This window comes from Rhizobium leguminosarum bv. viciae USDA 2370, assembly GCF_002008365.1.
GTDB lineage: Bacteria > Pseudomonadota > Alphaproteobacteria > Rhizobiales > Rhizobiaceae > Rhizobium > Rhizobium leguminosarum.
Window position 1 is genome coordinate 149,372 of record NZ_MRDL01000036.1, and the last position, 23,003, is coordinate 172,374.

A 23,003-nucleotide genomic window follows, 5' to 3' on the forward strand; every position below is an offset into this window, starting at 1 on the left:
CAGTCGTATTCACGCGGCCGCCTTTCCTTGTGACATCTTGAACGTCGCTGAAGGGAGCGCCCTTACAGACACCGCCTGCCAACTCTAGAACAAAGCGCTGCAAAAACCGTTAAAGCCACCGGAGCGTCCCGGTAGCACCGGAACGCCTGCTTTGGCGATTTGGTTCCGAAGGCCGGAAAATTGCGTCTCAGGCGGCTACTCTGGTCGATTCATTGAAGAAAAGCGCTTGGCTGATCAGTGCCTTGACCATGTCGGGATTGAAGGGCTTGGTGACAAGGAAAGTCGGTTCCGGGCGCTCGCCGGTCAGAAGCCGTTCCGGGAAAGCGGTGATGAAGATCACCGGCACGCTCGACGTCTTGAGGATGTCGTTGACTGCGTCGATACCGGAGCTGCCGTCGGCAAGCTGGATGTCGGCCAGCACCATGCTCGGCTTGGTCTTGTTGTAGAGCGCCACGGCCTCGGCATGCGTACGGGCAATGCCGGTGACGCGATGGCCGAGGCTCTCGACCATCTGCTCGATATCCATGGCGATCAGCGGTTCGTCCTCGATGATCATGATATCGGTTGCGACCTGACGGGAAATCTCCTGCGACGCCACGTCGAGCAGATGCATGACATCCTGTTCTTCGGTTTCCAGGATTTCGGCGATTTCAGCGACGCGGAAATTCTCTACGGAGGCGAGCAGGAAGGCCTGACGGGCGCGCGGCGAAACCTTGGCAAGGTTCAGCGTGGCGCGTTGCTCCCAGGCATAGGGCGAGGTCGGCTCTGGAATCTGGACTGCGGTGGAACCAAACAGTTGCGTGAACAGTTTGTAGAGTGCGACCCGGTCATTCGCCGTATCCGGGAAAATCGACAGATCGGCGATGATGGCTTCGAGAACGGCGGCGACGTAAGCGTCGCCCGAAGTCTGAGTGCCGGTAAGGGCGCGGGAATAGCGGCGCAGATAAGGAAGGTGCGGCGCAATCCGAGTAGAAAGTGTCATTCATGGCTCCTGCATACAGGCCGGCATTGGCTTCAATGAGCGGTTAACGCCGCCTTGGTAAAAAAGTTCCGGAATGGCAGGAACTTTTTTCGTCGCGCCGCATTATTCCAGCCGACGAAGAAAGGGCGTAGCGTTTTGACCCATGCAGCGGCAAATACCAGCGACATCGACAATCGAACGTTCGATGTCGATGGTTGAAATTGTGATTGATCCCATCCACGCCCCGCGAACAGACAACCGGCGAGAAGACGAATTGATGACTACACGCAAGAAAGAAGCAGCCGATCAGCGAAAGCTGGAGCTGCGGGCAAGCGACATCTTGGACCCGAACAATCAGATCGGCGTCAGGCTGAGGTCGCTTTATGCGGCCGCACAGGATGAGGCGATCCCCGATCGTTTTCTCGACCTTCTCGAAAAGCTCGACCATGCTGAAATGATGGCTTCTGCCAAGATGGCCGAATAGGATCGCCCGCATGGAAGATAAATCGCAACCCAGCTTCAAGCGGGAATTGCTGGCGGCACTCCCAAGTCTTCGCGCTTTCGCAATCTCGCTCATCGGGCGGCACGACCGTGCCGACGATCTCGTCCAGGACACCATCATGAAAGCCTGGGCCAAACAGGATCATTTCGAGATGGGCACCAATATGAAGGCCTGGCTCTTTACGATCCTGCGCAACGAACTCTACAGCCAGATGCGCAAGAGCGGCCGCGAAGTGCAGGACAGCGACGGGCTGTTCACTGAATCGATGGCGATGCACCCCTCGCAATATGGCGCTCTCGATCTGCAGGACTTCAAGAAGGCACTCGACCAGCTGCCGCCGGATCAACGCGAGGCGATCATTCTCGTCGGCGCCTCGGGTTTTTCCTACGAGGAGGCGGCCGAAATCTGTGGCTGTGCCGTGGGCACCATCAAGAGCCGCGTCAACCGGGCCCGCCAGCGGCTGCAGGAGTTGCTGCAGATATCTGGCGAGGCTGATTTTGGCCCCGACGCCACCTCGGCGCCGCTAACGTCGAAGGCCTTCGCGTTCTGACAAGAGTTATATTTGGAGGAAAGCCGGTCGCCCCTCGGGGCGCCGGCTTTTTTGTTTTGGGAGAAGGGCGCGTATCCAAGTCGTGGATAGCTGTTCAAGGCAACTACCTCACGCTCCCTCATTCCTGTGACACGCACCGGATGAGGGAGCGTGAGATGGCGTCCTTGCCTAATTTTCCGCTCGTATGTGAGGGGGAAAGTGTTCACTCTCTCCATTTTCGTAGCGAGTACGCATAGAGCGAGTCCCTCAATCAATCGTCGCGCTTCGAGCCCACCAGATTGGCTGCGACGATTGCTGCCAGAACACCGGCGGTTAGGAGCGGCTGGGCGCGGATCAGGCCGAGCCCGACCGTTGCCAGCGATTCCACCGCAGCACGGCGTTCACGGGCGCGGCGTGCTTCCCGGGTGTTGATGATCGACATCGCGACCAGGGCGATGATGGCGATCAGCAGCGCGCAGGCGGCCAGGAAGAGGGCAGCCCCGACTGGGCCGTAGATGGCGGCGAGCCAGATGGCGCCTGCGGTGACGGCCAGCGCGTAGGCGGTGAGAAGGAAGAGCACGGCAAGCGCAATGAAGATGCTATTGCGCTTGGCGCGCACAACGGTCCGGTGCACGCTTGCGCCCGTCAGCAGGCTGAGGATCGAAAACAGCATCGCGCTTCCTCAGCGCCGGGCGAGGAAGGCGATGGCAAGGCCGAAAGCGGCTGCGGCGCCGATGGTTGCCAGCGGATGCTTGCGTACGGTATCGCGCATTTCCGTCGCGCCGCGCTCATAGCCGTGCTGCAATTCGCGCAGCAGATCCTCGCTGCGGCCAAGCAGTTCTTCGTAGCCGGCGCCGGCCTGGCTGCGGATTTTCTCGCCTTGGTGGCGCGAGCTCTTGCCGACGAGGCGCGTCAGTTCCGCGAGTTCATCGCGCAGCGCCTCGATCTGCTCCTCGATGCCGGATTCCAGATTGTGGAAGGTGCCGTTGCGGCGGCTGCGGGCGGACTGGAAGATAGAATAGCTCATGGCTGTCTCCATTGGCTGGGGCGCGCGCAAGCCCGCCTGTTTCGCACGAGGGTCACCACCGTCCGTTGCATGAATGATATCGCCCGGCATTGACCCAGATCATGCCAAAAACGTGCCGGACGATCAAAAGTTCCGCCGGAGCAGTGCTCAGGGGCGGGAAACGGCACTGTGGGCGAGCACGAAGGGCGTACCGTCGGCCGGCACTTGGTTGATGCGCAGCGCGCAACCGAAGACCGAGAGCATCGTTTCGTCCGTCAGCACCTCAACGATGCTGCCGGCGGCCGCGAGCCGGCCGGATTTCATCAGCACGATGCGGTCGGCAAAGAGCGCCGTCAGATTGAGATCGTGCATGACGGCGATGACACCGCCGCCGCGTTCGCAGAAATTGCGCGCGAGCGTCATGATGGTCAACTGGTGGCTGATGTCGAGGCTCGAGACCGGTTCGTCGAGCAGTAGCCAGCAGGGCTTACCGTCGACGACGGGCTCGGCGATCTGGCAGAGAACGCGGGCAAGCTGCACACGCTGCTGCTCGCCGCCGGAGAGCTCCTGATAGAAACGGCCTTCGAAGCCGGTCAAGTCGACGGAGGCTAGTGCTGCGGCGGCCGTCTGCTCGGCCTTGTCGGGATGCAGGTTGAGGCCTGATGTCAGGCCCATGCGGACGATCTCGCGCACGGTAAAGGGAAAGGAGATGGTGCTCGCCTGCGGCAGCACACCACGAATGGCGGCAAGCTGCCAGGGTTTCAGCCCCTTCACCTCGTCGCCGCCGATGCGCACCGAGCCGCCATAGGCAAGTTCGCCGGAGATGGCTTTCATCGTCGTCGTCTTACCGGAGCCGTTCGGCCCGGCAATCGCCGTCAGTTCGCCGGCCTTTGCCGTGAAGGCGACGTCGCTGATGATGGTCTTGCCGGAAAGGCGCACGGAGACGCCGGAAACTTCGATCATCTAAATGTCACTCACGGGGTCACTCACCGGGGTCACTCACAGGGCAAGGCGCGAACGCTGCCTCAGCAGGATCCATAGGAAGAACGGGCCGCCGACCGCCGCGGTGATGATGCCGATCGGCAGTTCGGCCGGGGCAACCAGGGTGCGCGCCAGGACATCCGCGAAGATCAGCAGAGAGCCGCCGAGCAGTGCTGCGGCCGGCAGCAGGAAACGATGGTCGGGGCCGATCGCCATACGCAGGATATGCGGCACGACGATCCCGACGAAACCGATACCGCCGCTGACGGCGACGGACGCGCCGGTCGCCGCGGCGACGCCGACGATCGCGACATTCTTCAGCCGCTGCACCGGCACGCCCATATGAAAGGCGGCCGCCTCGCCGAGCGTGATGGCATTGAGGCCGCGGGCCATGAAGGGCAGGGCGGTGAAGGACAACAGGATGATCGGGCTGGCGGCAGCGATCTTCGTCCATGTGGCGCCGGCAAGCGAGCCCATGCTCCAGAAGGTCAGGTCGCGCAGCTGCTGGTCGTTGGCCATGTAGATCAGCAAGCCTGTTATGGCGAGGGCGAGCGCACCGAGCGCGATGCCGGCAAGCAGCATTGTCGCAACCGAGGTCTGACCATGACGGGTGGCGATCCTGTAGAGCAGTAGCGTCGTGACGAGGCCGCCGCCGAAAGCGGCCGCCGGCAGAGCGTAGATGCCGAGAAGCGCCTGGAGCGGAGCTGCAAGGCCGCTGCCGAGCACGATCATCGCGACCGCGCCGAGGCTTGCGCCGGAGGAGACGCCGACCAGGCCGGGATCGGCCAGCGGATTGCGGAACAGGCCCTGCATCACCGTGCCGGAGACGGCCAGCGAGGCGCCGATCAGGAAGCCAAGAATCGCCCTGGGCAGGCGGATATCGAAGATGATGATCCGGTCACGCGTGCTGAGCGCCGTCTCAGAGCCGGCCATGTTGCTGATGACGTCGAGGATCGAGGCATCCGAGGCGCCTGTCGTCACCGAAAACAGCATCGAAAAGACCGAGCCGGCGACGAGCAGCGCGATCGCCAGCAAGGCGAGCCGCGTCCTGTCGCCCGCCTGCCTGATTTCGCGGATGTCCGCCATCGGGAATGGTCGCCTTCGTTCCGCCATGGCTTGCGGCAGGGCCATGATCAGCCCCCGTAGATCGCCGAGTTGAGCTCACGTGCGGCGGCTGCGGTGCGCGGGCCGAAGCCGAGCAGGTAGACGCCGTCCATTCGGATGATCGCTTTTTTCTCGCCTGCCGGCGTCAGCACGATCGCCGGCTGAGCCAGCAGGTCCTCGTTCTTGGTACCGGCGCCATCGCCGCGGTTCATCATCAGGATGATATCGGGCTTGGCTTCGATGATCGCCTCGTCCGTCAGCGGCTTATAGCCCGGGAATGCGCCGACGGCGTTGATGGCGCCGGCGAGCTTGACGATCCCATCGGCGGCCGTGCCGGTGCCCGATGCCATGATCCGGCCGTTCTGGGCGCTGAGGATGAAGAGAACGCGCTTGCGTTCGGCCTCCGGGCGCTTTTCGGCATCGGCGATCGCCGCGTCGAGATCGGCCGCGACCTTTTCTTCAAGTGCCTTCGCCTTGTCGGGCACGCCAAGCAGCGTGCCGACACGGTCGATCTTGGCGATGATACCGTCGCGGGTAAAGGCGCTCGGCACGGTTTCGAAGGGCACGCTGGCATTCTTCAGCACGGTCAGCGCCTCCTGCGGGCCTGAACCGTCGACGGCGATGATCGCCGTCGGGTTCATGGCGAGGATGCCTTCCGGCGAGAGCGCGCGCATGTAACCGACGTTGGGCAGCTTCAACGCCGCCTCCGGATACATGCTCGTCGTGTCGCGGGCAATCAGCCGGCTTTCTTCGCCGAGCGCATAGACGATCTCGGTGATGTCGCCACCGACCGAAACCAGGCGCGAGGTGTCGAGCTTCTTTTCGTCAGCGTGGGCGGCGCGGACGAAGGCGAAGCCTTCGATTGGGCGCGCCGTCGGGATCAGCGGCAGCGCCATGACGGCCGCCGTCAGGGCCAGTTCCCAAGGGCGGATCCGGCGCAGATTGTTACGCATCGTCATCGTTGCGATCCTTATGCGGCCACGCTTGCTGCCCGCGGCAGGTTTTCCATGATCTCGCGCCATGCGGCGCGTTCGTCGGAACCTTCCTGCCGCTTGCCGAAGAACTGGATGATCATCTCGCCTTCTGCGTTGTAAGCCTCCAGCGAGGTGACGTGGCCGTCCGTGGTCGGCTTGCGCACGGCCCAGGTCTCGGCGATGTGATCCTGGCGCAGATGCAGGTGGAAAGTCGGGTCCATGATATTGATCCACGGGCCCATCGACTGCACGTTGAAGATCGGGCCGGAATGGATCTGGACGATGCCGTCATTGGCGACAAAGCACATGATCGGCAGGCCAGATTTCACAGAGGCATGCATCATCTCTGCCGTTGCGCTGTTGTCGAGCCTCCAGGCATAGTCGTCGCCGACAGTGCGCACCGCCGCCTGGCGGCCGATCTTCAGGCGCTTCAGCATGCCGAAGAACTGATGCGTATCGGTGAGCTTGCTCCAGTTGTCGCGCAGTTCGTCGCGGCTGACGTCGGCAGTATCATCGGCGGCGTTCGAGGTTTCAGCCTCGACAAATTCCTGCGATTGGTCTTCCAGCTTCAACTCGGCGACGATCGCGTGATAGGCCTCGACATTCGAGCTCGGGCGCAGGTGCACCTTGTGCACGGCGTTGCCTGTTTTGTCGAAATATTGCAGGCTGAGGCGCTCCTGGTCGCCATCCTTCTTGGATACGGCGAAACCATGCTCCCAGCGGCTCGGGAAGATGCGCAGGTCGATATTCTCGCCGAGAACGATCGCGGCCTGCGCACCGCTCTTGATGTTTTCGAAGACACCGATCTTCTCGTGCACGGCACTTTCGTTGCGCGACAGCGCCATCACTTCGCCGAGGCCGGCCACGCGTTCGAGAAGCTTCAGTGCGCTGCCATCGATGCGGGTCACGCTGATGCCGGTTTCGGCGGCGACGAGGGCTGCCTCGGAAATCTTCAGCTGCGCGGCGATATCGCGCTCGCGCATTTTCGGATTCTCGGCGCGAAACGTACGGATTTCGGCTGGCGCCGGTCTTGTCTGTTCGGTCATGTCCTACCCTACTTATTGAGAATGAGCTTGCCCTGACGGGTGATCTTCAGGCGATAGACCAAGCCGTCGTGTCTAATCATGATCTCGTTCGTGCCGCGGAAGAGATCCGCGCTTTCGACGATCCGGTGCTGCGCCGCAGGCTCGCTCTGCAGCGGCACGTGCTTAAAGTTATCTGGCTTTTCAACCATCATTTCAGTTGGCAATTCCGCGAGACCGGTGATCAGGGTCCCCGGTTGTGATGACAATTATCTTGACTTTCTTACTCATAGTTTTTTAAAGACGCAATAGGAGACTAATATAGTCAAGTTTTTGAGATTGCTGATATGAAGCCGCCTGGCGGCGGTTCGCGACAATGGCGGAGAAGATGATGACGGTTAGGTTTGCGGCTGTTGCAGCCGGCGTGGTGATGGCGGTTTCAAGCGTATGCCAGGCGCAGGATGCCGCAACCGCCAAGCTGGATGTCGAACTCAACGCTTTGGCGCCGTCGCAAAAGGGCTGCATGATGACCTTCGTCGCCGAGAACAATCTTCAGGCGCCGATCAGCAAGATCTCCTTCGAGCTCGCTTTCTTCAACGACAAGAATGCCGTCGACCGCATCACCGTGCTCGATTTCCGCGATCTGCCGCAGGGCAAGAAGCGCGTGCGCCAGTTCGATATGCCGAATGTGAAGTGCGAGACGGTCACGCGCATCATCATCAACGACACGCCGGTCTGCGACGGCCCGGCGACGGGCGAATGCATGAAGGGTCTTGTTACCCGTTCACAGATTTCCGTTCCCTTCGAGGGCTAAGAATACGCTGGGAATGAATCCCGGCGGGCATGGTCAGACTGTCCGAGGCATACAAATGGCAATTTCAGCGAAGTCCAGATCGAGACAGGTGCTCATCGGGGAGCCGGACGCTGACGGCAGTCTGAACGACAATAACATGCATCCCGGCCACGAGCTTTCCGACCTGCGCAATGTGCAGCGGCAGCCGGCTGGCGAGGCGGTGGTCCACTATGCGCGTTTCGCGCAGATACCCGCCTTTCCCGATCATCCGGAAGCCGAGCCGATAGCCTCCGTTCCTGCGCCGCCGATCGATGCGGCGGTGGAAAAGCAGGAGGACGAGAAGAAGCCGGTGCGGCGACGGGTGGCGCTGACTTGTATTGGTTCGTTCTTTTTTCATGCGGGTCTGGTGGTTGCTCTTAGCGTGTTCATGCCGACGCCGCCGAACGAAGCGATTGAAGATGCTGGTGAGGCTGTCAGCGTCGTCGTGTATGGCGACTCTGACGTTGACCAGACATCGGCCGGCGATCCAGAGTTACAGCGCCAGCCCGAGCAAGTTGCCTCGGAGGAGGTTGAGCCGGATACAGTTCAATCGGAGGAGGCCACCGAACTAAATGCCACGACCGTGCCGCCGGAGCAGGCCCAGCCGGTCGAAACTGAAACGATGGAGACCGTTCAGTCGGTGCAGGAAGTTACGCGGGTTTCCCCTGAGGCCGTTGTTGCCGCCGAGCCAGAGGTGCTTGTCTCCGAGAGCCCTGCAGAATCTTTCGTCGCTCAGCCGATGGCAACGGCTGTGCCCGAACAGCCCATGCCTGATATCGCGCAGGCAACAGTACCGGAAGAAGTAGTGCCAACGGCTGTCCAGCCCACCGCAGTTCCGCCGGAAGAAGTAAAGACTGTCGAAGTGTCGCCGGAACCTGAAGACAAACCGAAGCCGAAGGCTGAAAAACCGAAACCCGTTGAAAAGAAGCAGTCTCAGAAGAGGGCCAAGCCTGCTGGTGGGAAAGAGGGCTCAGATCGTGAGGACTCGACGAGGGGCACGGTGAACGGCCAGCACGGGCCGCAAACTGACGGCACGTCAACCACGACAGGCGGAACTGATGGTATGGGAAGTGCTGCCGTAGCCAACTACCCTGGTAAGATACAGAAGCGGATCCGTCGCGCTGTTCGCGTGCCTGATGAATACAAAAACAAGAGCGACGGTATGACGGTAAGGATTCAATTGACGATTAACGGAACAGGCAGGGTAGCGTCGGTTTCTGTTGCTCGCAGTTCGGGTATTGCAGAGTTGGATAAAGCTGTTCTGGATGGTGTGCGGCGCGCGGCGCCGTTTCCGCCGCTACCCTCGGAGTGGGGTAAGCCTAGCTGGACTTTCACCCAGGAAGTTCAGGTCACTAGATAATATGATAAAAGTAATCAACTTTATACTTTACTCTAAAAATCAAGTTTAATAAGGTCCGCTCGCACACGCAGGAATCGTGTGACGATCAACGAGCGAACGGGTGGTATATGGCTCGCAAGGGCAAGAAGGGTTCGAACCGGGAGGTCCGCGACAGCGCGGGCGAGGACGCCGGTCAGGCATCCCTTGGGCGATCCAAACTGGATGGCCGCAGTTTCCTCTATGTCGGCGGCCGTGACTGCCAGGTGGCGCATCTTCGCCAGATCTGCAGCAATTTCGGCGCCGAGCTCATTCATCACGACGGCGGCTTACGCGAAGCGGTTTCGCGCATCGATACCGTCCTTCCCTCGGTCGACTGCGTGTTCTGCCCGATCGACTGTATCAGCCACGATGCCTGCCTGCGCGTGAAGACCGGCTGCAAGAAGTTCGGCAAGGCCTTCATCCCGCTTCGCAACGGCAGCAAGTCCAGCCTGGAGCGTGCGCTGCAGACGATGAACGAACGAGACAATTCCCGATGAACGACCAGCGCCCCGACGGCTTCACCATGATCGGCCTGCACAAGCTTGCCGCGCAGACAGGCGAGGGCCTCGTGCCCGAACTCTACGAGCTTTTCCAGCAGCATGCCGAACGCCAGCAGATCTACCAGAATGTGATGTTCTTTCCGACCTGGGAAGCGCGCATGCCCGGAGAGGTGGCAACAAGACCGCTTGGCCCGGCGGCGGCAAACGGCGATAATGTTCTCGCCTTTCCCTCGCGTGCGGCAAGGGCGGGCAAGAGGAAGGCGTAAGGAGATTTCATGTATATCGCAATGAACCGCTTCAAGGTTGCAACCGGGAGCGAAGGCGATTTCGAGACGGTCTGGCGCAATCGCGATTCCAGCCTGCCCGAGGTGCCCGGTTTCGTCGAATTCCGCCTGCTGCGCGGCAAGGTCAACGACGAGGAAGGCTACACGCTCTATTCCTCGCACACGGTCTGGAAAAGCGAGGCGGATTTTCAGAACTGGACGAAGTCCGAGAGCTTTCGTGCAGCGCACCGCAATGCCGGCGATCACAAGGCGATCTACAAGGGACCGCCAGTCTTCGAAGGCTTCAACGTCGTCGACGGCATATGAACGAAGGGCCGGATCGCATCGAGGTTCTGCCGGTCCTGCCGTCGCTCGATATCGATGAGACGCTTGCCTTCTACCGCGATGCGCTCGGTTTTACCGAGATCGTCTGTCGGGCGGCGGACTATCTCGTCCTGCGGCGCGACGACATGGAGCTGCATTTCTGGCGGACGCAGGATGCCACGCTTTGCCAGAACAGCTCCGTCTATCTCCGAGGCGGCGGCATCGGCGCCCTCCACGCGGAATATCGCGAAAAGGGCGTCGAGCGCCTGAGCGATATGGAGGTGCGGCCATGGAACATGGAGAGTTCTACATCCATGATCCGCACGGCAATCTGCTGCGCTTCGGCCGTGTGCCGCAGCCGCGTGACTAGAGCAACTCCAGCAAAAGTGCGCAGCGGTTTTGCGTCCGGATTGCGAGAAAACAAAACATAGAGAAATTCCCTCGCTCGGGGAAAAACGGAAATGCTCTATGCCTTGGCGCGGAAGACAGCGCCTGCCGCAACGGCCAGCCAGCCAAGCATCATCGCCCAGCCGCCGGTCGGCGCGGCATAGGGGAAGAGGCCGGAGCCGGTAAAGCGCAGGGTGACGAGATCGCCCGCAAAAAGCAGCGTTCCGACAATCAACAGGAAACCGGCCAGCCAGGCGGTTCTGAGCCTGGCACTGCCGAGAGCCAATGCCAGCAGGGCAGGGGCGTGGGCAAGGCACATGGCAGATGCGGATGCCGCAAGATTGGCCTCGCCGCCGCCATGGGCAGCAAGGGCGGCAAGCGCCACGCCGGCTACGCCGAACAGGCCGGCAAAGAGATAGAGCACCGGTTCCAGACGCGCGTTCAAGCTCATGGTTGTTCCTTGTGGTCAGGGGCCCTGTTCTGCATATGGTAGGCGAGTCGTTCCACCGGCGCCCAGATGAGATCGCGCAGCGCTTGGCTTGCGATCGTCTCGTCCAGGGCGCGGCGGAAGCAGAGCAGCCATTCGTCGCGTTCGACAGGGCCGATCTCGGCGACGAAATGGCGGCTGCGCAGGCGCGGATGGCCGCGCTTATCGGTATAGAGCGGCGGGCCGCCGAGATAACCGCTCATATATTCGTAGAATTTCTCTTCACTGCCGGTAAGGCTCGGCGGATGCACGGCGCGCACGTTTCTCGCCTCCGGCAGCGTGTCCATCAGCTCATAGAAGCGGTGCGTCAGCGCCCGTACGACAGGATCGCCGCCGACCGCCTGATAGAGTGTGGTGATCTTCTCCGTCACGAAACCATCCCATGCCATCCTAATCCCCAGGCCCTTCATGCACCGGGCGGAAAATGATCGCAACTGTCATCAAGGTGCCGCGGCATTTCGCGCATAATGCAGGCACGGCAGGGGTTGTGGCCGATTCTCCTTGACAAAACCGTCCGGACGGTATCTTTTAATTTGCATGTTGAACGCTCATCATCGCAAGAAGCAGCCCGTCCTCGTGCGCCAGCAGTTGCTGGAGGTCGCCGCGCGCCTTGCTGCCAGCGAAGGCATGGCCGCCGTCACGCTCGATGCGGTTTCCGCTGCGTCCAGCGTCAGCAAGGGCGGGCTGCTGCATCACTTCCCGACGAAGAATGCGCTGCTCGACGCCTTGTTCGAGAGCCTGCTCGAAAAGTTCGACGCCGATATAGAGGAACTGATGCGCGGCGATCCGCTGCCGCAGGGCCGCTTCACCCGCGCCTATCTCAGGGCGGTATCCGGTCTCAAGGATCGTCCCGACGATTCCAGGAATTGGACGCAGGTGACGATCGCGCTTCTTGCCGAACCCCGGTTGCGTCTTCGCTGGCGCCAATGGGTACAGGCGCGGTCGGAGGAATATATCGGCACAGACTCCTCCCTCGACGCACAAGTCGTGCGTTTCGCCGCCGACGGACTTTGGTTCGCAGATACGTTGGAAAGCCATGATATCAGCGGCGTTCTGAGGCGGGATCTCATCGATCGCCTTGTCGAACTGACCGGCAAGTAATTCGAAAGGGATTCGCCATGAGCCAGGCCGCCGTCTACGGGCTGCTGTTTGCAGCCATCGTGCTCGAAGTCATTGGCACGACCGCGCTGCAGCTGTCGCAGCAGTTCACCCGCATCGGGCCGACGGCACTCGTCGTCGCCTGTTATGCGGCTGCCTTCTATTGCCTGTCGCTGACCCTGAAAAGCATCCCCGTCGGTATCGCCTATGCGATTTGGAGCGCTTTGGGAATCGTGCTGATTTCCTCGGTCGGTCTGGTTTTCTTCAAGCAGCGCCTCGACCTGCCGGCAGTCGTCGGGCTCGGGCTGATCATATCGGGCGTTGTGGTCGTCAATCTATTCTCGAAATCCGTTTCGCATTGATATTGCTGTGATATTTTAAGGCCGTTTCTCCGCCTCAGGCCGGTAAATTTTCCCCTTTGTCAAAATACTGACAAAGGTCTATGTGTTCTTTGAACGTGGAGGAGACGAGGCGCAGCCAGCGCCATTTTCCAAAGCGCTTTGAATCCTGCCTTCCCGCCTATCGATACTTCCAGGTTCTACAGGAGCACATCATGGCCATTCGCACCGTCGTCTGGGGAGAGAATATCCACGAGAATACCAATGCCATCGTCCGGGATATTTATCCCGAAGGCATGCACACGACGATCGCCAACGCGCTGAATACCGATTCCGATATCTCGGCGACGACAGCGACGCTGCAGGAGCCGGAACACGGCCTCAGCGAAGCCCGCCTTGCCGAAACCGACGTGCTGACCTGGTGGGGCCACAAGGATCACGGCGCGGTCTCCGACGTCGTCGTCGAGCGTGTTGCCAAGCGCGTCTGGGAAGGCATGGGCCTGCTCGTGCTGCATTCGGGGCATTTCTCCAAGATCTTCAAGCGGCTGATGGGTACGCCCTGCGCGCTGAAATGGCGCGAGGCGGGTGAACGCGAGCGTCTGTGGACAATCAATCAGCGCCATCCGATCGCAGCAGGCATCGGCGAGCATTTCGAGCTCGAGAACGAAGAAATGTACGGCGAGCAGTTCTCGGTGCCGGAGCCGCTCGAAACGGTGTTCATCTCCTGGTTCCAGGGCGGCGAAGTGTTTCGCTCGGGCCTGACCTGGCGCCGTGGCGCCGGCAATATCTTCTATTTCCGCCCCGGTCACGAGACCTATCCGACCTATCACGACGTCAATGTCCAGAAGGTGCTGATCAACGGCGTGAAGTGGGCCTATAACCCTGAGGGGGCGTTGACTGGTATCACCGACGCTCCAAATGTCCCGGTAGAAAAAGCACTGGAGCCGATCGTCGAACGCGGCCCGAAACTGCACCAGGCCGGCGAAGCCGGTTACCGCTGAGGAGCATCCATGCGACTACTCGTTCTTGGCACCGGGGTGATGGCGAAAAACCAGCTCGCCCGCTTCCCCCTTATCGACGGCGTGACTGTGGTCGGTGCCGTCGACACCGATCCTGAGCGGCTTTCGGCCTTCGCCGACAAGTTCAACATCGAAAAGCGGTTTCTTTCACTGGAGGAGGCGATCGCCTGGGGTGAATTCGATGCGGCGACGAACGTGACGCCCGACCGCATCCATCACCCGACGACGATGGCTCTGATTGCCGCCGGCAAGCACGTCTTCTGCGAAAAACCGCTGGCGGAGAACTATGCGAAGGCGCTGGAGATGACAGAGGCGGCCGAAAAAGCCGGCGTCATCAACATGGTCAACCTGACTTATCGAAACGTCGCGCCGCTGCAGCGCGCCCGTGAGATGGTGCTCGCCGGCGAGCTCGGCACGATCAGGCACGTCGAAGCCTCCTATCTCCAGAGTTGGCTCGTGTCGCGCGCCTGGGGCGACTGGCGCACAGAATCGACCTGGCTGTGGCGGCTTTCCACCGGCCATGGCTCGAACGGCGTGCTCGGCGATGTCGGCATCCATATCCTCGATTTCGCCGCCTATGGTGCGGCGACCGACATCGACCACGTCTTTGCGCGGCTGAAGACCTTTAACAAGGCGCCGGGCGGCCAGATCGGCGAATATCTGCTCGATGCCAATGACAGCTTCACCATGTCTGTCGATTTCGCCAATGGTGCACTCGGCGTCATCCATGCCAGCCGTTGGGCGACAGGGCATCTGAACGAGTTGAAGCTGCGGATTTATGGCGAGAGGGGCAGCCTTGAGGTCATCCATCGTCCCAGCGGTTCTGAGCTGCATGGCTGCCTCGGCGAGGATGTCGAAACCGCCACCTGGACGAAGATCGAGGTTGAACCGGTAGCGACCAACTACGAGCGTTTTGCCGAGGCCGTGGCAAGCGGCATCCAGCCGGATCCGAACTTCCGCCACGCCGCCAACCTGCAGAAGGTGCTCGATCTTGCGATGGTGACCGAGCGCGAGCGGCGCGAGCTGAAGGTCTGATCCTGTCCGCTGGATAGGCCGCCGTTCATCCGACGGCAGCTTATCCAGCGCATCGGCGCGTTGATCCGCTTTTCGTTTGCGAGATTTTGACGCTATGCTTCTGCATGGGCAGCTCGACGCTTTCCTTTGGTCCGTTCCTTTACGATCCCGTGACAGGAAGCCTGTGGCGGGAAGGGAAGTCCATTGCGACGGGACCACGGCCGGCAGCTCTGCTCGGTTTGCTGCTGGAGGCTGAGGGCCGCGTCGTCACCAAGGCGGATCTGATGGACAGGGCCTGGCCGGGGCTTGCCGTGGAGGAAGGCAACCTCACGGTTCAGATTGCCACGCTCAGGAAGATTCTCGGCGCAAGGCCCGATGGCACGGAGTGGATCGTCACGGTTCCCAGGGTCGGTTATCGCCTGCCGCGCCGGGACGATGCCGGGATGGCGCCCGTGGCGCCGCAGCCGCCTTCCGTCGCGGTTCTTCCCTTCGTCAATCTCGGTGGCGATGTCGACCAGGATTATTTTGCCGATGGCGTGGTGACGGAGATCATCACCGCCCTTGCGCGCTTCCGCTCCTTTTCGGTCGTCTCGCGCCATTCCGCCTTTATTTACAAGGGACGCAGCATCGATGTGCGACAGGTGGCGGCGGAGCTCGGAGTACGCTACGTGCTCGAAGGCAGCATCCGGCGGGAAGGCGGGCAGGTGCGTATCAATGTGCAGCTGGTCGACGGCGTGACCGCGACCAATCTCTGGGCCGATCATTTTGAAGACGGCATCAGCCACATCTTCGCCTTCCAGGACCATATCACCGAACGCGTCGCCTCGATCGTTGAGCCGGCGATCGAGATCGCCGAAATCCAGAGGTCACGACGTGACCGGCCGAACAGTCCGGCAGTTTACGATCTCTATCTGCGTGCGCTTGCCGCGATCATCGACGAATCGATCGAAAGTAATGCCGCCGCCTATGCCTTGCTGCAGGAAGCGCTCGCCATGGAGCCGGAAAATGCGATGCTGCTTTCCCATGCCGCATGGGCGCTCGAACATCGCATTACCATGGGTTGGCCACGGCTCGGGACGGACGACAAGGCGGAATGTATCAGCCTTGCCCGTCGCGGGCTTCAGCATTCGGCCGGCGATCCCCGCGTGATGGCCCATTGCGGCATGGCATTGCTGCAGACGGGCAAGGATTACGAAGGTGGCATGGCCGTGCTGGAGGCCGCCGCTGCCGCCAATCCCAACGATCTTCTGGTCGCGGCCTGCTCCGGCATTGCGGCCTTGCACTGCGGCGATATCGAACAGGCGCTCGAGCGACTGCATCGCGCCGTGAAATTGGGACCCCGCGATCCGGATGCGCGGTTTTCGCTGACGGGCATTGCCATGGCCGAACTCTTTCGCGGCAATTACGAGGCGGCAATTTCATACGCCTCTCGTTCGCTGGCGCTCAATGCCCATTTCGACCCGACCTACTGGATGTTGATCGCCGCACATGCGCATCTCGGCAATATGGAGCAGGCGCGCCAGTTCCTCCATGCGCTCGAGGCGATGGCACCTGATGTGACGCTGGAAGGCATTCTGGCGGGTCAGCCGGCCAAGGATCCGCTGCGTTTTGCGCCGGTTCTGGAAGGACTGGCGCGCGCCGGGATGCGGCCGCGGCTATAGGCTTTTGCAAGTTTTTGCAGCTTTTAGTCGGACTTTAAAGACCCAGCCCCGTCGCTTCGGCCACGCTGATCCCATCAATCAGGATGGAGGATCGGCTCATGCTTTCCAGCATGCATATTCTATCGCTCAAACAGGGCAAGCTTTACGGCGACCGAATTCCGATAGAGGCGCTGCCACAGGGGTTTGGAGCCTTTCCTAGGAAAGGCTCCAAGTTGCCACGGCACCTTGTCGTTCTGTTCTCGCTGATCGGCAGGTGGCGCAAGCGCACGAAAAAAGGCCCCGCCGAAGCGGGGCCGGAAGTTGCCGAGCCGCAACAGGCGGCTTCGGTTGCCTGATTATTCTATGACCTGCACCACACGGTGGCTGCGGGGTTCGACAATCACGCGTTGATTGTTGATGACCGTGTAGGCATATTTCGGATTGTCAGGCACCGGCGTCACGACGACGTCTGCCGGAAGCGGCTTGCCGACGACGATCGGTTCCTGGACTACCACGGAGGCGGTCGGGGCCGGCTGCTGCTGGACATAGGTAACGACCTCGCGCGGCGGCGGATCGACAACGGCACCGGCGACACCACCGGCCACGCCGCCAATGGCAGCACCCACGGGGCCGCCGACGATTGCGCCGGTGATGGCACCACCGGCTGCACCGGTCACGGCTCCATCAGCGAGCGCATTGGTTGCAAGTGACGACAGCGCAAGGGCGCTGGAGACAAGTAGGACCTTGTACATTTTGCTTCTCCTTTGCTGGGGTTGCGTTTGGGTAACGACCACGCCAATCCGAGGTTCCAGCAGGAGAGAGTCACGCTTTGGAAGGCCGGTTCACATTATGTGAGGCGGCTGAAGCCGGGGTTGGGAGGCGTTATTCCAGCCGCCGGCGGAAGAGCCAGGCGGCGGCGCTGAGCGTAACGGTGGCGATCAGCGCCAGCGGGATCGTCTGGTTCACCACCTCGCTCAGCGGAATATCCTTGAGGAAGACGCCTTTGACGATCACCAGGAAATAGCGCAGCGGGTTGATCAGGGTCACCGGCTGCAACCACCCCGGCATGTTCTCGATCGGCGTCGCAAAGCCTGAGAGCAGCATGGCCGGAACCATGAAAAGGAAGGCGCCGAGGATCGCCTGCTGCTGCGTCATCGACAGTGCCGAGATGAAGAGGCCAAGGCCGGCGACCGAGCCGAGATAGAAGATCGCGCTGCCGTAAAGCAGGAAGAGCGAGCCGCGCAGCGGCACTTCGAAGAGGAAGACTGCGGCCAGGATATAGACGGTGATGTGGAAGAGGCCGATCATCATCGGCGGGATCAGCTTGCCGATCAGGATCTCGTGGATGCGCAGCGGCGAGACCATCAGCTGGTCGAAGGTGCCGAGTTCGCGTTCGCGGGCGATCGACAGCGCGGTGACGATCAGGCCGATCAGCAGCGCGATGCTGGCGATCAGGTTCGGCACCATGAACCATTGGTAGGTGAGGTTCGGATTGAACCAGTTGCGCGGCACGGTCGACACGATATCGGCGCCGGCGCGTTTGCCGGCCGGGGTCTCGGCAGCGAGCGCTGCACCGATCTGCGAGAGATAGCCCGCGACGATCTGCGAGGCGTTGGAGCGGCGGCCATCAAGCACCATCTGCAGGTCGGCCGGCGCTCCCGCCTCGATATTGCGCGAAAAGTCAGGGCCGATCTCGACGGCGGCAATGGCCGTCTGGTTGTCGATCGCCACGCGGACCTCCGCTTGGCTGGAGGCGATCTCGATCTTCCGGAAAGTCGGCGAGCCATCGATGCGCTCGATCAGTTCCTGGCCCCAGTGGCCGCTGTCGCGGTTGAGGATCAGGACGTCGACATTGCGGACCTCGAGCGTCGCCGCATAGGAGAAAACGAGAAGCTGGACGATCGGCGGGCCGATCAGGATGGCGCGGCCCTTGGGGTCGCGCAGGACGGCAAGCAATTCCTTGACGATCAGGGCGTAAAGCCTTGTCCACATCTCAGCCGATCCTTTTTCTGGTGCTGCGGGCGGCAAGCATGAACATGATGGCGCCGATCGTCAGCATGACCGATATCGCCTGCAGGAACATCGGCCAGATGTCGCCGGCGAGGAACACCGTCTGCAGGCTGGGGATCAGGTAACGCGCCGGCACGATGAAGGTGATCCACTGGATCACCACCGGCATGGAATTGATCTCGAAGAGGAAGCCAGACAGCAGAAAGGCCGGTAGAAAGGCGGTAATCAGCGCCAGCTGCGAGGCGAGGAACTGGTTCTTCGTTGCCGTCGAGATCAACAGGCCCTGGCCGAGCGCCGGGATCAGGAAGGCGGCCGACAATGCGTAAAGAGCAGCGACGGAGCCGCGGAACGGCACGCCGAAGAGGAAGACCGCAAGCAGCACGCAGAGCGTCATCGAGGTGAGGCCGAGCAGGAAATAGGGCAGGATCTTGCCTGCGAGCAGCTCGACCGCCGTCACCGGCGTCGCCATCATCGCCTCCATTGTGCCGCGCTCCCATTCGCGAGCGACGACGAGCGAGGTCAGGAGCGTGCCGACCAGCGTCATGACGATTGCGATCGAGCCCGGCACAAGGAAATTGCGGCTGGTCAGTTCGGGATTGAACCAGAAGCGTTGCTCGACCGAGATGGCAGGACTCTGCACGGCGACGTCCGCCTGCCTCTGCCGCTCCCAGTTGGCGACGGCGCCCTGGGCATAATTCTGCACGAAATTCGCGGTGTTCGGATCGGAGCCGTCGACGATCACCTGGATACCGGGGCGGTTGCCGGCGGTGTAGCGCGTGGTGAAGTCGGCCGGAATGACGACGATGCCGCGCACCTTGCCGAGCACGAGGTCTTCCTCGAACAGACGCCGGTCGCGTCCCATGGCGACATCAAAATAGCGCGAGGCCTGGAAACTGGCCGACAGATCCTGTGTCAGCGGCGTCATCTCCTCGGTCACGAGGCCGATGCGCGTGCGGGTGGTATCGAGCGAGACGCCGTAGCCGAAAAGAAAGAGCAGGATCAGCGGCAGCACGAAGGCGATGAGGATGCTGCTCGGATCGCGGATCGCCTGGAAGCTTTCCTTGCGCACCAGAGCTGAAAGACGCCGAAGCCTGCCGGAAGAGGCGCTCATGCGGCATCCTCCGCTTCCGATTGCTGGACGAGGGCGATGAAGGCATCCTCCATCGTCGGGTCCGGCTGCTCCTTGGTCGCGATCCGGGCCTTCAATTCATCGGGCGAGCCGAGCGCAATCGAGCGGCCGCGGTAGATCAGCGAGATGCGGTCGCAATATTCCGCCTCGTCCATGAAATGGGTGGTGACGAGCACGGTGACGCCCTTTTCGACCAGCGCATTGATATGCGTCCAGAATTCGCGCCGGGTAATCGGATCGACTCCGGAAGTCGGTTCGTCGAGGAAGAGGGCGCGCGGCTCGTGCATGACGGCGCAGGCTAGCGCCAACCGCTGCTTCAGGCCGAGTGGTAGGTCCTTGGCCGGTTGGCCGATATGGCGGCCGAAATCGAAGATGCCGGCCATGAGATCGATGCGCTCGCGCCGGTGTTTTCCGCGAAGCCCATAGACACCAGAGAAGAATTCGAGGTTCTGCATGACTGTGAGATCACCGTAGAGCGAGAACTTCTGCGCCATGTAGCCGAGCTGGTTGCGGGCTTCGGCGGCATCGCGGCGAAGATCGAAACCAGCAACACGGCCTTCGCCGCCGGTCGGCTTCAGCAGGCCACAGAGCATCTTGAAGGTGGTGGACTTGCCGGCGCCGTTCGGACCGAGCAGGCCGAAGATCTCGCCACGGCGGATATCGAAGCTGATGTCATCGGCAGCGGTGAAATCACCGAAGCGCTTGGTCAGTCCCTTGGCCTCGATCACCGGCCGATCGCCATCATCCTTCACTGGCTCCTGCGCCTCTGCCAGCCGCGAGCGGCCGCCGGGACCGCCGCCCAGCATGTCGATGAAGGCATCCTCGAAGCGCGGCGGGGCAGGGGCGAGCGTTGCGCCATCGCCCGCCTTGCCGATATCGGGCTTCTTGCCCTTCGCCGCGACGATGCGGATCGCCTCGCCCTGGATCACGCCGTCGATGACGCCATCGGCCTGCAGGAGTTCGGCGAGCACCTGCCGGCGGCGGCCGCTGACATCGGATACCCTGAAGACCCGGTCCTTGACGCGCTCGGTCATTTCCATCGGTTTTCCCGAAAAGAGCAGCTTGCCCTGGTTCAAAAGCAGCACGTGATCGCAGGCTTCCGCCTCATCCAGATAAGCGGTTGACCAGAGCACGCCGATGCCTTCCTTCGTCAGGTTCTCGACCATCTTCCAAAGGTCGCGGCGCGAGATCGGATCGACGCCGACGCCCGGCTCGTCGAGCAGCAGCAGGCGCGGCTTCTTCAGAAGCGCGCAGGCAAGGCCGAGCTTCTGCTTCATGCCGCCGGAGAGTTTTCCGGCCAGCCTGCCGGTGAAGCGTTTGAGGTCGGTGAAGGTGAGCAATTCGTCGAAGGCGCCTGCTCGTTCGCTCTTCGGCAGGCCGCGCAGATCGGCATAGAGATCGAGGTTTTCCTGCACCGAGAGGTCCTCATAGAGACCGAAGCGCTGCGGCATGTAGCCGATCGCCGCCTGGATGCCGGCAGCGTTTTTGCGCGTATCGAAGCCGAGAACCTCCATCGTTCCCACGTCGGGCAACATCAGACCGGTCATCAGGCGGATCAGCGTTGTCTTGCCGGCGCCATCAGGGCCGACGAGGCCGGTGATTGCGCCGCCGCCGATCGCGCCGGAGACGGCGTCAAGGGCGGCCGGCGCGGTGCCGAAGCGCTTGGTGACGCCGTCGATCCGGACGAGCGGCTTGTCGTCCCGGCCGGTCTCGGCGGCGCTCATTGTCCGCCCGCTGTCGGCGTGGGAAAGCGAACGGTGACCGGCATGCCTTGGCGCAGATCCGGGCCGGGCTTGTCGATGACGATCCTCAGGCGATAGACGAGGTCGGTCCGGAGCTCCGGCGTCTCCACCGATTTCGGGGTGAACTCGGCGACCGGCGAGATGAAGCCGATCGTGCCTTCATAGGGCTTGTCGGGCGACGTATCGGAGGCGACAGAAACCTTCATGCCGGGATGGATGCGGCCGAGATCAGGCTCGGCGACATAGCTGCGCACCCAGACAGGTTCGGTCAGAGATAACACGAAGACCGTGTCCGCCGGCGAAACGATCGCGCCATTTTCCCGCACGCGCGAGAGGATGACGCCGTCGTTCGGGGCGCGCAGCTCGGTATCATCGAGCGAAGTGCGGGCGGAGGCGAGTGTTGCCTGAGCCGCCTTCAACTGGGCGTCGGCGGAGGCGATATCCTCAACACGGGAGCCTTCCAGCAGCAGTTTCAGTGCTTCGTTGGCGGAATCGGAGCGTGCGGCGGCCATCGCCCTTGCGGCAGTCGCCTGGTCGAGGCTCGCCTCAGAGATTGTGCCCTGCGGGCGCAACTGGCGGGCGCGGTCATAGGCGAGGTTGGCATTGCGGAGATCGGCGAGACTTTCGTCATAGGCGGCGCGCGCTTGGGCGATCTCGGTCGGCCGCGGACCGGCCTTCAGCTTGTCGAGCGTCGCCTGAAGGGCTGCGGCATTGGCCTCGCCCGAGCGGACCGCGAATTCATAAGGAGCTGCATCGAGCTTTGCGAGAACGTCTCCGCTCTTGATGACGTCGCCTTCGTCGGCGTGGAGTTCGGCGAGGCGGCCGCTGACACGGAAGCCGAGCGAGACCTGACGGATATCGACATTGCCGTAAAGGACGAATTCGCGGCTGGCCTCTGGCAACCAGCCGAGCTTTTGGGGCAGGGCGTACCACCAGGCGGCGGCCCCTGCCGCAACGAGAAGAAGGATGGCGATGGGAAGGATGCGTTTCATGCTGCACTTCCATTCAGCGGGCCGATGGCATCGACCAGCTCTGCGGCCAGGCCGCGCACGGTTTCCACCTGTTCGGGGCCGACGCCATCCCACTCCATCTGGGCGAGCACGGCTGCATGGGCAACGCGAAAGACGAGGATGCTGCCGAGAAGGGTGAAGGTGCGCAGGCGCACATGTTCCGAGGCGGGATCCTCATGAAGGATGGCGCCGATCAGCCGCCGGCCCATCTCAATCATCGGCCGCATGAGGCCCTGATAGACCCGTGTGAAGGCTTCCGTCGGTTCCATCTGCTCGCGGATCAGGAAGCGCGCCCAGGATTCGGATTCCCTGCCGACAAACAGCGTCACCATGGTCTGCAAAATCTCGGTCAGGAAATGGCGGGCCTCAGCTTCACCAAGCGGTTTGCCTGCAGCATCGAGCGCCAACAGATGCGCGCCGACGCGCGCCCTCATGTCACCGACATGCGTATTGATCCGCATCATCAGATATTCGGCCGTGGCGATGTAGAGGCCTTCCTTGCTGCCGAAGTAATAGGGGATGGCCTGCAGGTTGACGCCGGCCGCTTCCGTGAGCTGGCGCGTCGAGGCGCCGTCGAAGCCATAGCGGCCGAAGACGTCGAGGGCAGCGGACAGCATCTTCTGGCGTGCGATCTCTGCACGGGCGGAGGCCGGTGGCTGGTTGTCGTGTTCTTGGGTCATGACAATTTTATAGCATTGGCAGGGAAATAAGTCAATCGATTGATATATTTTAGGCGGCGCTATCACTCTTGCC

29 protein-coding genes and 1 pseudogene are annotated in these 23,003 nt (G+C 61.8%); 14 read left to right on the forward strand and 16 right to left on the reverse strand.

The annotated features are described in order from the left end of the window. Positions 1 to 187 precede the first annotated feature (187 nt). The gene (locus BS629_RS15720) at positions 188 to 982 is read right to left on the reverse strand and encodes a response regulator (RefSeq protein ID WP_018243259.1); all 795 of its coding nucleotides are present in this window, start codon (positions 980 to 982) and stop codon (positions 188 to 190) included. Between the two features lie 256 nt (positions 983 to 1,238). On the opposite strand from BS629_RS15720, the gene BS629_RS15725 reads away from it, so the two are divergent. Further along, the gene (locus BS629_RS15725; protein ID WP_024319398.1) at positions 1,239 to 1,445 is read left to right on the forward strand and encodes a NepR family anti-sigma factor; all 207 of its coding nucleotides are present in this window, start codon (positions 1,239 to 1,241) and stop codon (positions 1,443 to 1,445) included. Between the two features lie 10 nt (positions 1,446 to 1,455). Continuing rightward, entirely contained in the window at positions 1,456 to 2,013 is a 558-nt protein-coding gene (locus BS629_RS15730) for an RNA polymerase sigma factor (RefSeq protein WP_003542247.1), read from the forward strand. A 250-nt stretch (positions 2,014 to 2,263) separates the two neighbouring features. Here the strand turns inward: BS629_RS15730 and BS629_RS15735 are convergent, their stop codons facing one another. The 7 genes from BS629_RS15735 to hemP all read right to left on the reverse strand — a co-directional run bounded on the left by BS629_RS15735 (position 2,264) and on the right by hemP (position 7,294). Further along, positions 2,264 to 2,665 carry a hypothetical protein gene (locus BS629_RS15735; RefSeq protein ID WP_018243256.1) on the reverse strand — a complete coding sequence of 134 codons (402 nt, stop codon included), beginning with the start codon at positions 2,663 to 2,665 and terminating at the stop codon, positions 2,264 to 2,266. Positions 2,666 to 2,674: 9 nt separating this feature from the next. Then, positions 2,675 to 3,019 (reverse strand): DUF883 family protein, encoded by a 345-nt coding sequence (locus BS629_RS15740; RefSeq protein WP_018243255.1) that lies wholly within the window; start codon positions 3,017 to 3,019, stop codon positions 2,675 to 2,677. A gap of 147 nt (positions 3,020 to 3,166) precedes the next feature. Beyond that, on the reverse strand, positions 3,167 to 3,961 hold the full coding sequence (locus BS629_RS15745; RefSeq protein WP_018243254.1) for a heme ABC transporter ATP-binding protein: 795 nt from the start codon (positions 3,959 to 3,961) through the stop codon (positions 3,167 to 3,169). 36 nt (positions 3,962 to 3,997) lie between these two features. Then, the gene (locus tag BS629_RS15750) at positions 3,998 to 5,110 is read right to left on the reverse strand and encodes a FecCD family ABC transporter permease (protein ID WP_018243253.1); all 1,113 of its coding nucleotides are present in this window, start codon (positions 5,108 to 5,110) and stop codon (positions 3,998 to 4,000) included. A gap of 2 nt (positions 5,111 to 5,112) precedes the next feature. Further along, a complete protein-coding gene (locus tag BS629_RS15755; protein WP_018243252.1) occupies positions 5,113 to 6,042 on the reverse strand; it encodes a heme/hemin ABC transporter substrate-binding protein in 930 nt (309 codons plus the stop codon). An 11-nt stretch (positions 6,043 to 6,053) separates the two neighbouring features. Continuing rightward, positions 6,054 to 7,103 carry a hemin-degrading factor gene (locus tag BS629_RS15760; protein WP_018243251.1) on the reverse strand — a complete coding sequence of 350 codons (1,050 nt, stop codon included), beginning with the start codon at positions 7,101 to 7,103 and terminating at the stop codon, positions 6,054 to 6,056. A gap of 8 nt (positions 7,104 to 7,111) precedes the next feature. Continuing rightward, positions 7,112 to 7,294, reverse strand: a complete 183-nt coding sequence (hemP, locus tag BS629_RS15765) for a hemin uptake protein HemP (RefSeq protein ID WP_012758649.1) — start codon at positions 7,292 to 7,294, stop codon at positions 7,112 to 7,114. 176 nt (positions 7,295 to 7,470) lie between these two features. Between hemP and BS629_RS15770 the strand changes: the two genes are divergently transcribed. The 6 genes and pseudogenes from BS629_RS15770 to BS629_RS15795 all read left to right on the forward strand — a co-directional run bounded on the left by BS629_RS15770 (position 7,471) and on the right by BS629_RS15795 (position 10,746). After that, entirely contained in the window at positions 7,471 to 7,893 is a 423-nt protein-coding gene (locus BS629_RS15770; protein ID WP_026188501.1) for a hypothetical protein, read from the forward strand. Positions 7,894 to 7,948: 55 nt separating this feature from the next. Beyond that, complete coding sequence (gene tolA, locus BS629_RS15775; protein ID WP_018517014.1) at positions 7,949 to 9,271, forward strand: cell envelope integrity protein TolA; 1,323 nt, start codon at positions 7,949 to 7,951, stop codon at positions 9,269 to 9,271. A gap of 107 nt (positions 9,272 to 9,378) precedes the next feature. Next, positions 9,379 to 9,786 carry a DUF2325 domain-containing protein gene (locus tag BS629_RS15780; protein WP_018243248.1) on the forward strand — a complete coding sequence of 136 codons (408 nt, stop codon included), beginning with the start codon at positions 9,379 to 9,381 and terminating at the stop codon, positions 9,784 to 9,786. Next, a complete protein-coding gene (locus BS629_RS15785; protein ID WP_018243247.1) occupies positions 9,783 to 10,055 on the forward strand; it encodes a hypothetical protein in 273 nt (90 codons plus the stop codon). The genes BS629_RS15780 and BS629_RS15785 overlap by 4 nt, the downstream gene beginning before the upstream one ends. Before the next feature lie 9 nt (positions 10,056 to 10,064). After that, a complete protein-coding gene (gene hmuQ / locus BS629_RS15790) occupies positions 10,065 to 10,379 on the forward strand; it encodes a heme-degrading protein HmuQ (RefSeq protein WP_017994942.1) in 315 nt (104 codons plus the stop codon). Continuing rightward, a pseudogene (locus tag BS629_RS15795) lies at positions 10,376 to 10,746 on the forward strand (bleomycin resistance protein). Before hmuQ ends, BS629_RS15795 begins: the two are co-directional and overlap by 4 nt. Positions 10,747 to 10,842: 96 nt before the next feature. Here BS629_RS15795 and BS629_RS15800 read toward each other — a convergent pair. Next, on the reverse strand, positions 10,843 to 11,214 hold the full coding sequence (locus BS629_RS15800) for a DUF423 domain-containing protein (protein ID WP_018243246.1): 372 nt from the start codon (positions 11,212 to 11,214) through the stop codon (positions 10,843 to 10,845). After that, positions 11,211 to 11,621 carry a group II truncated hemoglobin gene (locus BS629_RS15805; protein WP_026188500.1) on the reverse strand — a complete coding sequence of 137 codons (411 nt, stop codon included), beginning with the start codon at positions 11,619 to 11,621 and terminating at the stop codon, positions 11,211 to 11,213. Before BS629_RS15805 ends, BS629_RS15800 begins: the two co-directional genes overlap by 4 nt. 166 nt (positions 11,622 to 11,787) lie before the next feature. Between BS629_RS15805 and BS629_RS15810 the strand changes: the two genes are divergently transcribed. The 6 genes from BS629_RS15810 to BS629_RS15835 all read left to right on the forward strand — a co-directional run bounded on the left by BS629_RS15810 (position 11,788) and on the right by BS629_RS15835 (position 16,715). Further along, positions 11,788 to 12,351, forward strand: coding sequence for a TetR/AcrR family transcriptional regulator (locus tag BS629_RS15810; RefSeq protein ID WP_018243244.1), 564 nt, complete (start codon positions 11,788 to 11,790; stop codon positions 12,349 to 12,351). A 17-nt stretch (positions 12,352 to 12,368) separates the two neighbouring features. Further along, positions 12,369 to 12,710, forward strand: a complete 342-nt coding sequence (locus BS629_RS15815) for an SMR family transporter (RefSeq protein WP_018243243.1) — start codon at positions 12,369 to 12,371, stop codon at positions 12,708 to 12,710. Between the two features lie 191 nt (positions 12,711 to 12,901). After that, complete coding sequence (locus BS629_RS15820) at positions 12,902 to 13,687, forward strand: ThuA domain-containing protein (protein ID WP_018243242.1); 786 nt, start codon at positions 12,902 to 12,904, stop codon at positions 13,685 to 13,687. A 9-nt stretch (positions 13,688 to 13,696) separates the two neighbouring features. Beyond that, positions 13,697 to 14,740, forward strand: coding sequence for a Gfo/Idh/MocA family protein (locus tag BS629_RS15825; protein ID WP_018073767.1), 1,044 nt, complete (start codon positions 13,697 to 13,699; stop codon positions 14,738 to 14,740). 104 nt (positions 14,741 to 14,844) lie between these two features. Beyond that, positions 14,845 to 16,380, forward strand: coding sequence for a winged helix-turn-helix domain-containing tetratricopeptide repeat protein (locus BS629_RS15830; RefSeq protein WP_018517012.1), 1,536 nt, complete (start codon positions 14,845 to 14,847; stop codon positions 16,378 to 16,380). A 98-nt stretch (positions 16,381 to 16,478) separates the two neighbouring features. Further along, positions 16,479 to 16,715, forward strand: a complete 237-nt coding sequence (locus tag BS629_RS15835) for a hypothetical protein (RefSeq protein WP_018243240.1) — start codon at positions 16,479 to 16,481, stop codon at positions 16,713 to 16,715. On the opposite strand, the gene BS629_RS15840 is transcribed toward BS629_RS15835, so the two are convergent. From BS629_RS15840 to BS629_RS15865, 6 genes are all read right to left on the reverse strand, one after another. Continuing rightward, positions 16,716 to 17,111 (reverse strand): DUF1236 domain-containing protein, encoded by a 396-nt coding sequence (locus BS629_RS15840; protein ID WP_018243239.1) that lies wholly within the window; start codon positions 17,109 to 17,111, stop codon positions 16,716 to 16,718. 130 nt (positions 17,112 to 17,241) lie between these two features. After that, complete coding sequence (locus BS629_RS15845; protein WP_018243238.1) at positions 17,242 to 18,351, reverse strand: ABC transporter permease; 1,110 nt, start codon at positions 18,349 to 18,351, stop codon at positions 17,242 to 17,244. A 1-nt stretch (position 18,352) separates the two neighbouring features. After that, a complete protein-coding gene (locus BS629_RS15850; RefSeq protein ID WP_018243237.1) occupies positions 18,353 to 19,480 on the reverse strand; it encodes an ABC transporter permease in 1,128 nt (375 codons plus the stop codon). Then, on the reverse strand, positions 19,477 to 21,222 hold the full coding sequence (locus BS629_RS15855) for an ATP-binding cassette domain-containing protein (protein WP_018243236.1): 1,746 nt from the start codon (positions 21,220 to 21,222) through the stop codon (positions 19,477 to 19,479). Before BS629_RS15855 ends, BS629_RS15850 begins: the two co-directional genes overlap by 4 nt. Next, entirely contained in the window at positions 21,219 to 22,232 is a 1,014-nt protein-coding gene (hlyD, locus tag BS629_RS15860; protein ID WP_018243235.1) for a secretion protein HlyD, read from the reverse strand. The genes BS629_RS15855 and hlyD overlap by 4 nt, the downstream gene beginning before the upstream one ends. Next, positions 22,229 to 22,930 carry a CerR family C-terminal domain-containing protein gene (locus BS629_RS15865; RefSeq protein WP_018243234.1) on the reverse strand — a complete coding sequence of 234 codons (702 nt, stop codon included), beginning with the start codon at positions 22,928 to 22,930 and terminating at the stop codon, positions 22,229 to 22,231. The genes hlyD and BS629_RS15865 overlap by 4 nt, the downstream gene beginning before the upstream one ends. Positions 22,931 to 23,003: the final 73 nt, after the last annotated feature.

Excerpts from the sequence above, each read along its gene's own strand:
- BS629_RS15720 (WP_018243259.1), bottom strand. The coding sequence starts at position 982 with ATGACACTTTCTACTCGGATTGCGCCGCACCTTCCTTATCTGCGCCGC.
- BS629_RS15725 (WP_024319398.1), top strand. The coding sequence starts at position 1,239 with ATGACTACACGCAAGAAAGAAGCAGCCGATCAGCGAAAGCTGGAGCTG.
- BS629_RS15730 (WP_003542247.1), top strand. The coding sequence starts at position 1,456 with ATGGAAGATAAATCGCAACCCAGCTTCAAGCGGGAATTGCTGGCGGCA.
- BS629_RS15735 (WP_018243256.1), bottom strand. The coding sequence starts at position 2,665 with ATGCTGTTTTCGATCCTCAGCCTGCTGACGGGCGCAAGCGTGCACCGG.
- BS629_RS15740 (WP_018243255.1), bottom strand. The coding sequence starts at position 3,019 with ATGAGCTATTCTATCTTCCAGTCCGCCCGCAGCCGCCGCAACGGCACC.
- BS629_RS15745 (WP_018243254.1), bottom strand. The coding sequence starts at position 3,961 with ATGATCGAAGTTTCCGGCGTCTCCGTGCGCCTTTCCGGCAAGACCATC.
- BS629_RS15750 (WP_018243253.1), bottom strand. The coding sequence starts at position 5,110 with ATGGCCCTGCCGCAAGCCATGGCGGAACGAAGGCGACCATTCCCGATG.
- BS629_RS15755 (WP_018243252.1), bottom strand. The coding sequence starts at position 6,042 with ATGACGATGCGTAACAATCTGCGCCGGATCCGCCCTTGGGAACTGGCC.
- BS629_RS15760 (WP_018243251.1), bottom strand. The coding sequence starts at position 7,103 with ATGACCGAACAGACAAGACCGGCGCCAGCCGAAATCCGTACGTTTCGC.
- hemP (WP_012758649.1), bottom strand. The coding sequence starts at position 7,294 with ATGATGGTTGAAAAGCCAGATAACTTTAAGCACGTGCCGCTGCAGAGC.
- BS629_RS15770 (WP_026188501.1), top strand. The coding sequence starts at position 7,471 with ATGACGGTTAGGTTTGCGGCTGTTGCAGCCGGCGTGGTGATGGCGGTT.
- tolA (WP_018517014.1), top strand. The coding sequence starts at position 7,949 with ATGGCAATTTCAGCGAAGTCCAGATCGAGACAGGTGCTCATCGGGGAG.
- BS629_RS15780 (WP_018243248.1), top strand. The coding sequence starts at position 9,379 with ATGGCTCGCAAGGGCAAGAAGGGTTCGAACCGGGAGGTCCGCGACAGC.
- BS629_RS15785 (WP_018243247.1), top strand. The coding sequence starts at position 9,783 with ATGAACGACCAGCGCCCCGACGGCTTCACCATGATCGGCCTGCACAAG.
- hmuQ (WP_017994942.1), top strand. The coding sequence starts at position 10,065 with ATGTATATCGCAATGAACCGCTTCAAGGTTGCAACCGGGAGCGAAGGC.
- BS629_RS15800 (WP_018243246.1), bottom strand. The coding sequence starts at position 11,214 with ATGAGCTTGAACGCGCGTCTGGAACCGGTGCTCTATCTCTTTGCCGGC.
- BS629_RS15810 (WP_018243244.1), top strand. The coding sequence starts at position 11,788 with ATGTTGAACGCTCATCATCGCAAGAAGCAGCCCGTCCTCGTGCGCCAG.
- BS629_RS15815 (WP_018243243.1), top strand. The coding sequence starts at position 12,369 with ATGAGCCAGGCCGCCGTCTACGGGCTGCTGTTTGCAGCCATCGTGCTC.
- BS629_RS15820 (WP_018243242.1), top strand. The coding sequence starts at position 12,902 with ATGGCCATTCGCACCGTCGTCTGGGGAGAGAATATCCACGAGAATACC.
- BS629_RS15825 (WP_018073767.1), top strand. The coding sequence starts at position 13,697 with ATGCGACTACTCGTTCTTGGCACCGGGGTGATGGCGAAAAACCAGCTC.
- BS629_RS15830 (WP_018517012.1), top strand. The coding sequence starts at position 14,845 with ATGGGCAGCTCGACGCTTTCCTTTGGTCCGTTCCTTTACGATCCCGTG.
- BS629_RS15835 (WP_018243240.1), top strand. The coding sequence starts at position 16,479 with ATGCTTTCCAGCATGCATATTCTATCGCTCAAACAGGGCAAGCTTTAC.
- BS629_RS15840 (WP_018243239.1), bottom strand. The coding sequence starts at position 17,111 with ATGTACAAGGTCCTACTTGTCTCCAGCGCCCTTGCGCTGTCGTCACTT.
- BS629_RS15845 (WP_018243238.1), bottom strand. The coding sequence starts at position 18,351 with ATGTGGACAAGGCTTTACGCCCTGATCGTCAAGGAATTGCTTGCCGTC.
- BS629_RS15850 (WP_018243237.1), bottom strand. The coding sequence starts at position 19,480 with ATGAGCGCCTCTTCCGGCAGGCTTCGGCGTCTTTCAGCTCTGGTGCGC.
- BS629_RS15855 (WP_018243236.1), bottom strand. The coding sequence starts at position 21,222 with ATGAGCGCCGCCGAGACCGGCCGGGACGACAAGCCGCTCGTCCGGATC.
- hlyD (WP_018243235.1), bottom strand. The coding sequence starts at position 22,232 with ATGAAACGCATCCTTCCCATCGCCATCCTTCTTCTCGTTGCGGCAGGG.
- BS629_RS15865 (WP_018243234.1), bottom strand. The coding sequence starts at position 22,930 with ATGACCCAAGAACACGACAACCAGCCACCGGCCTCCGCCCGTGCAGAG.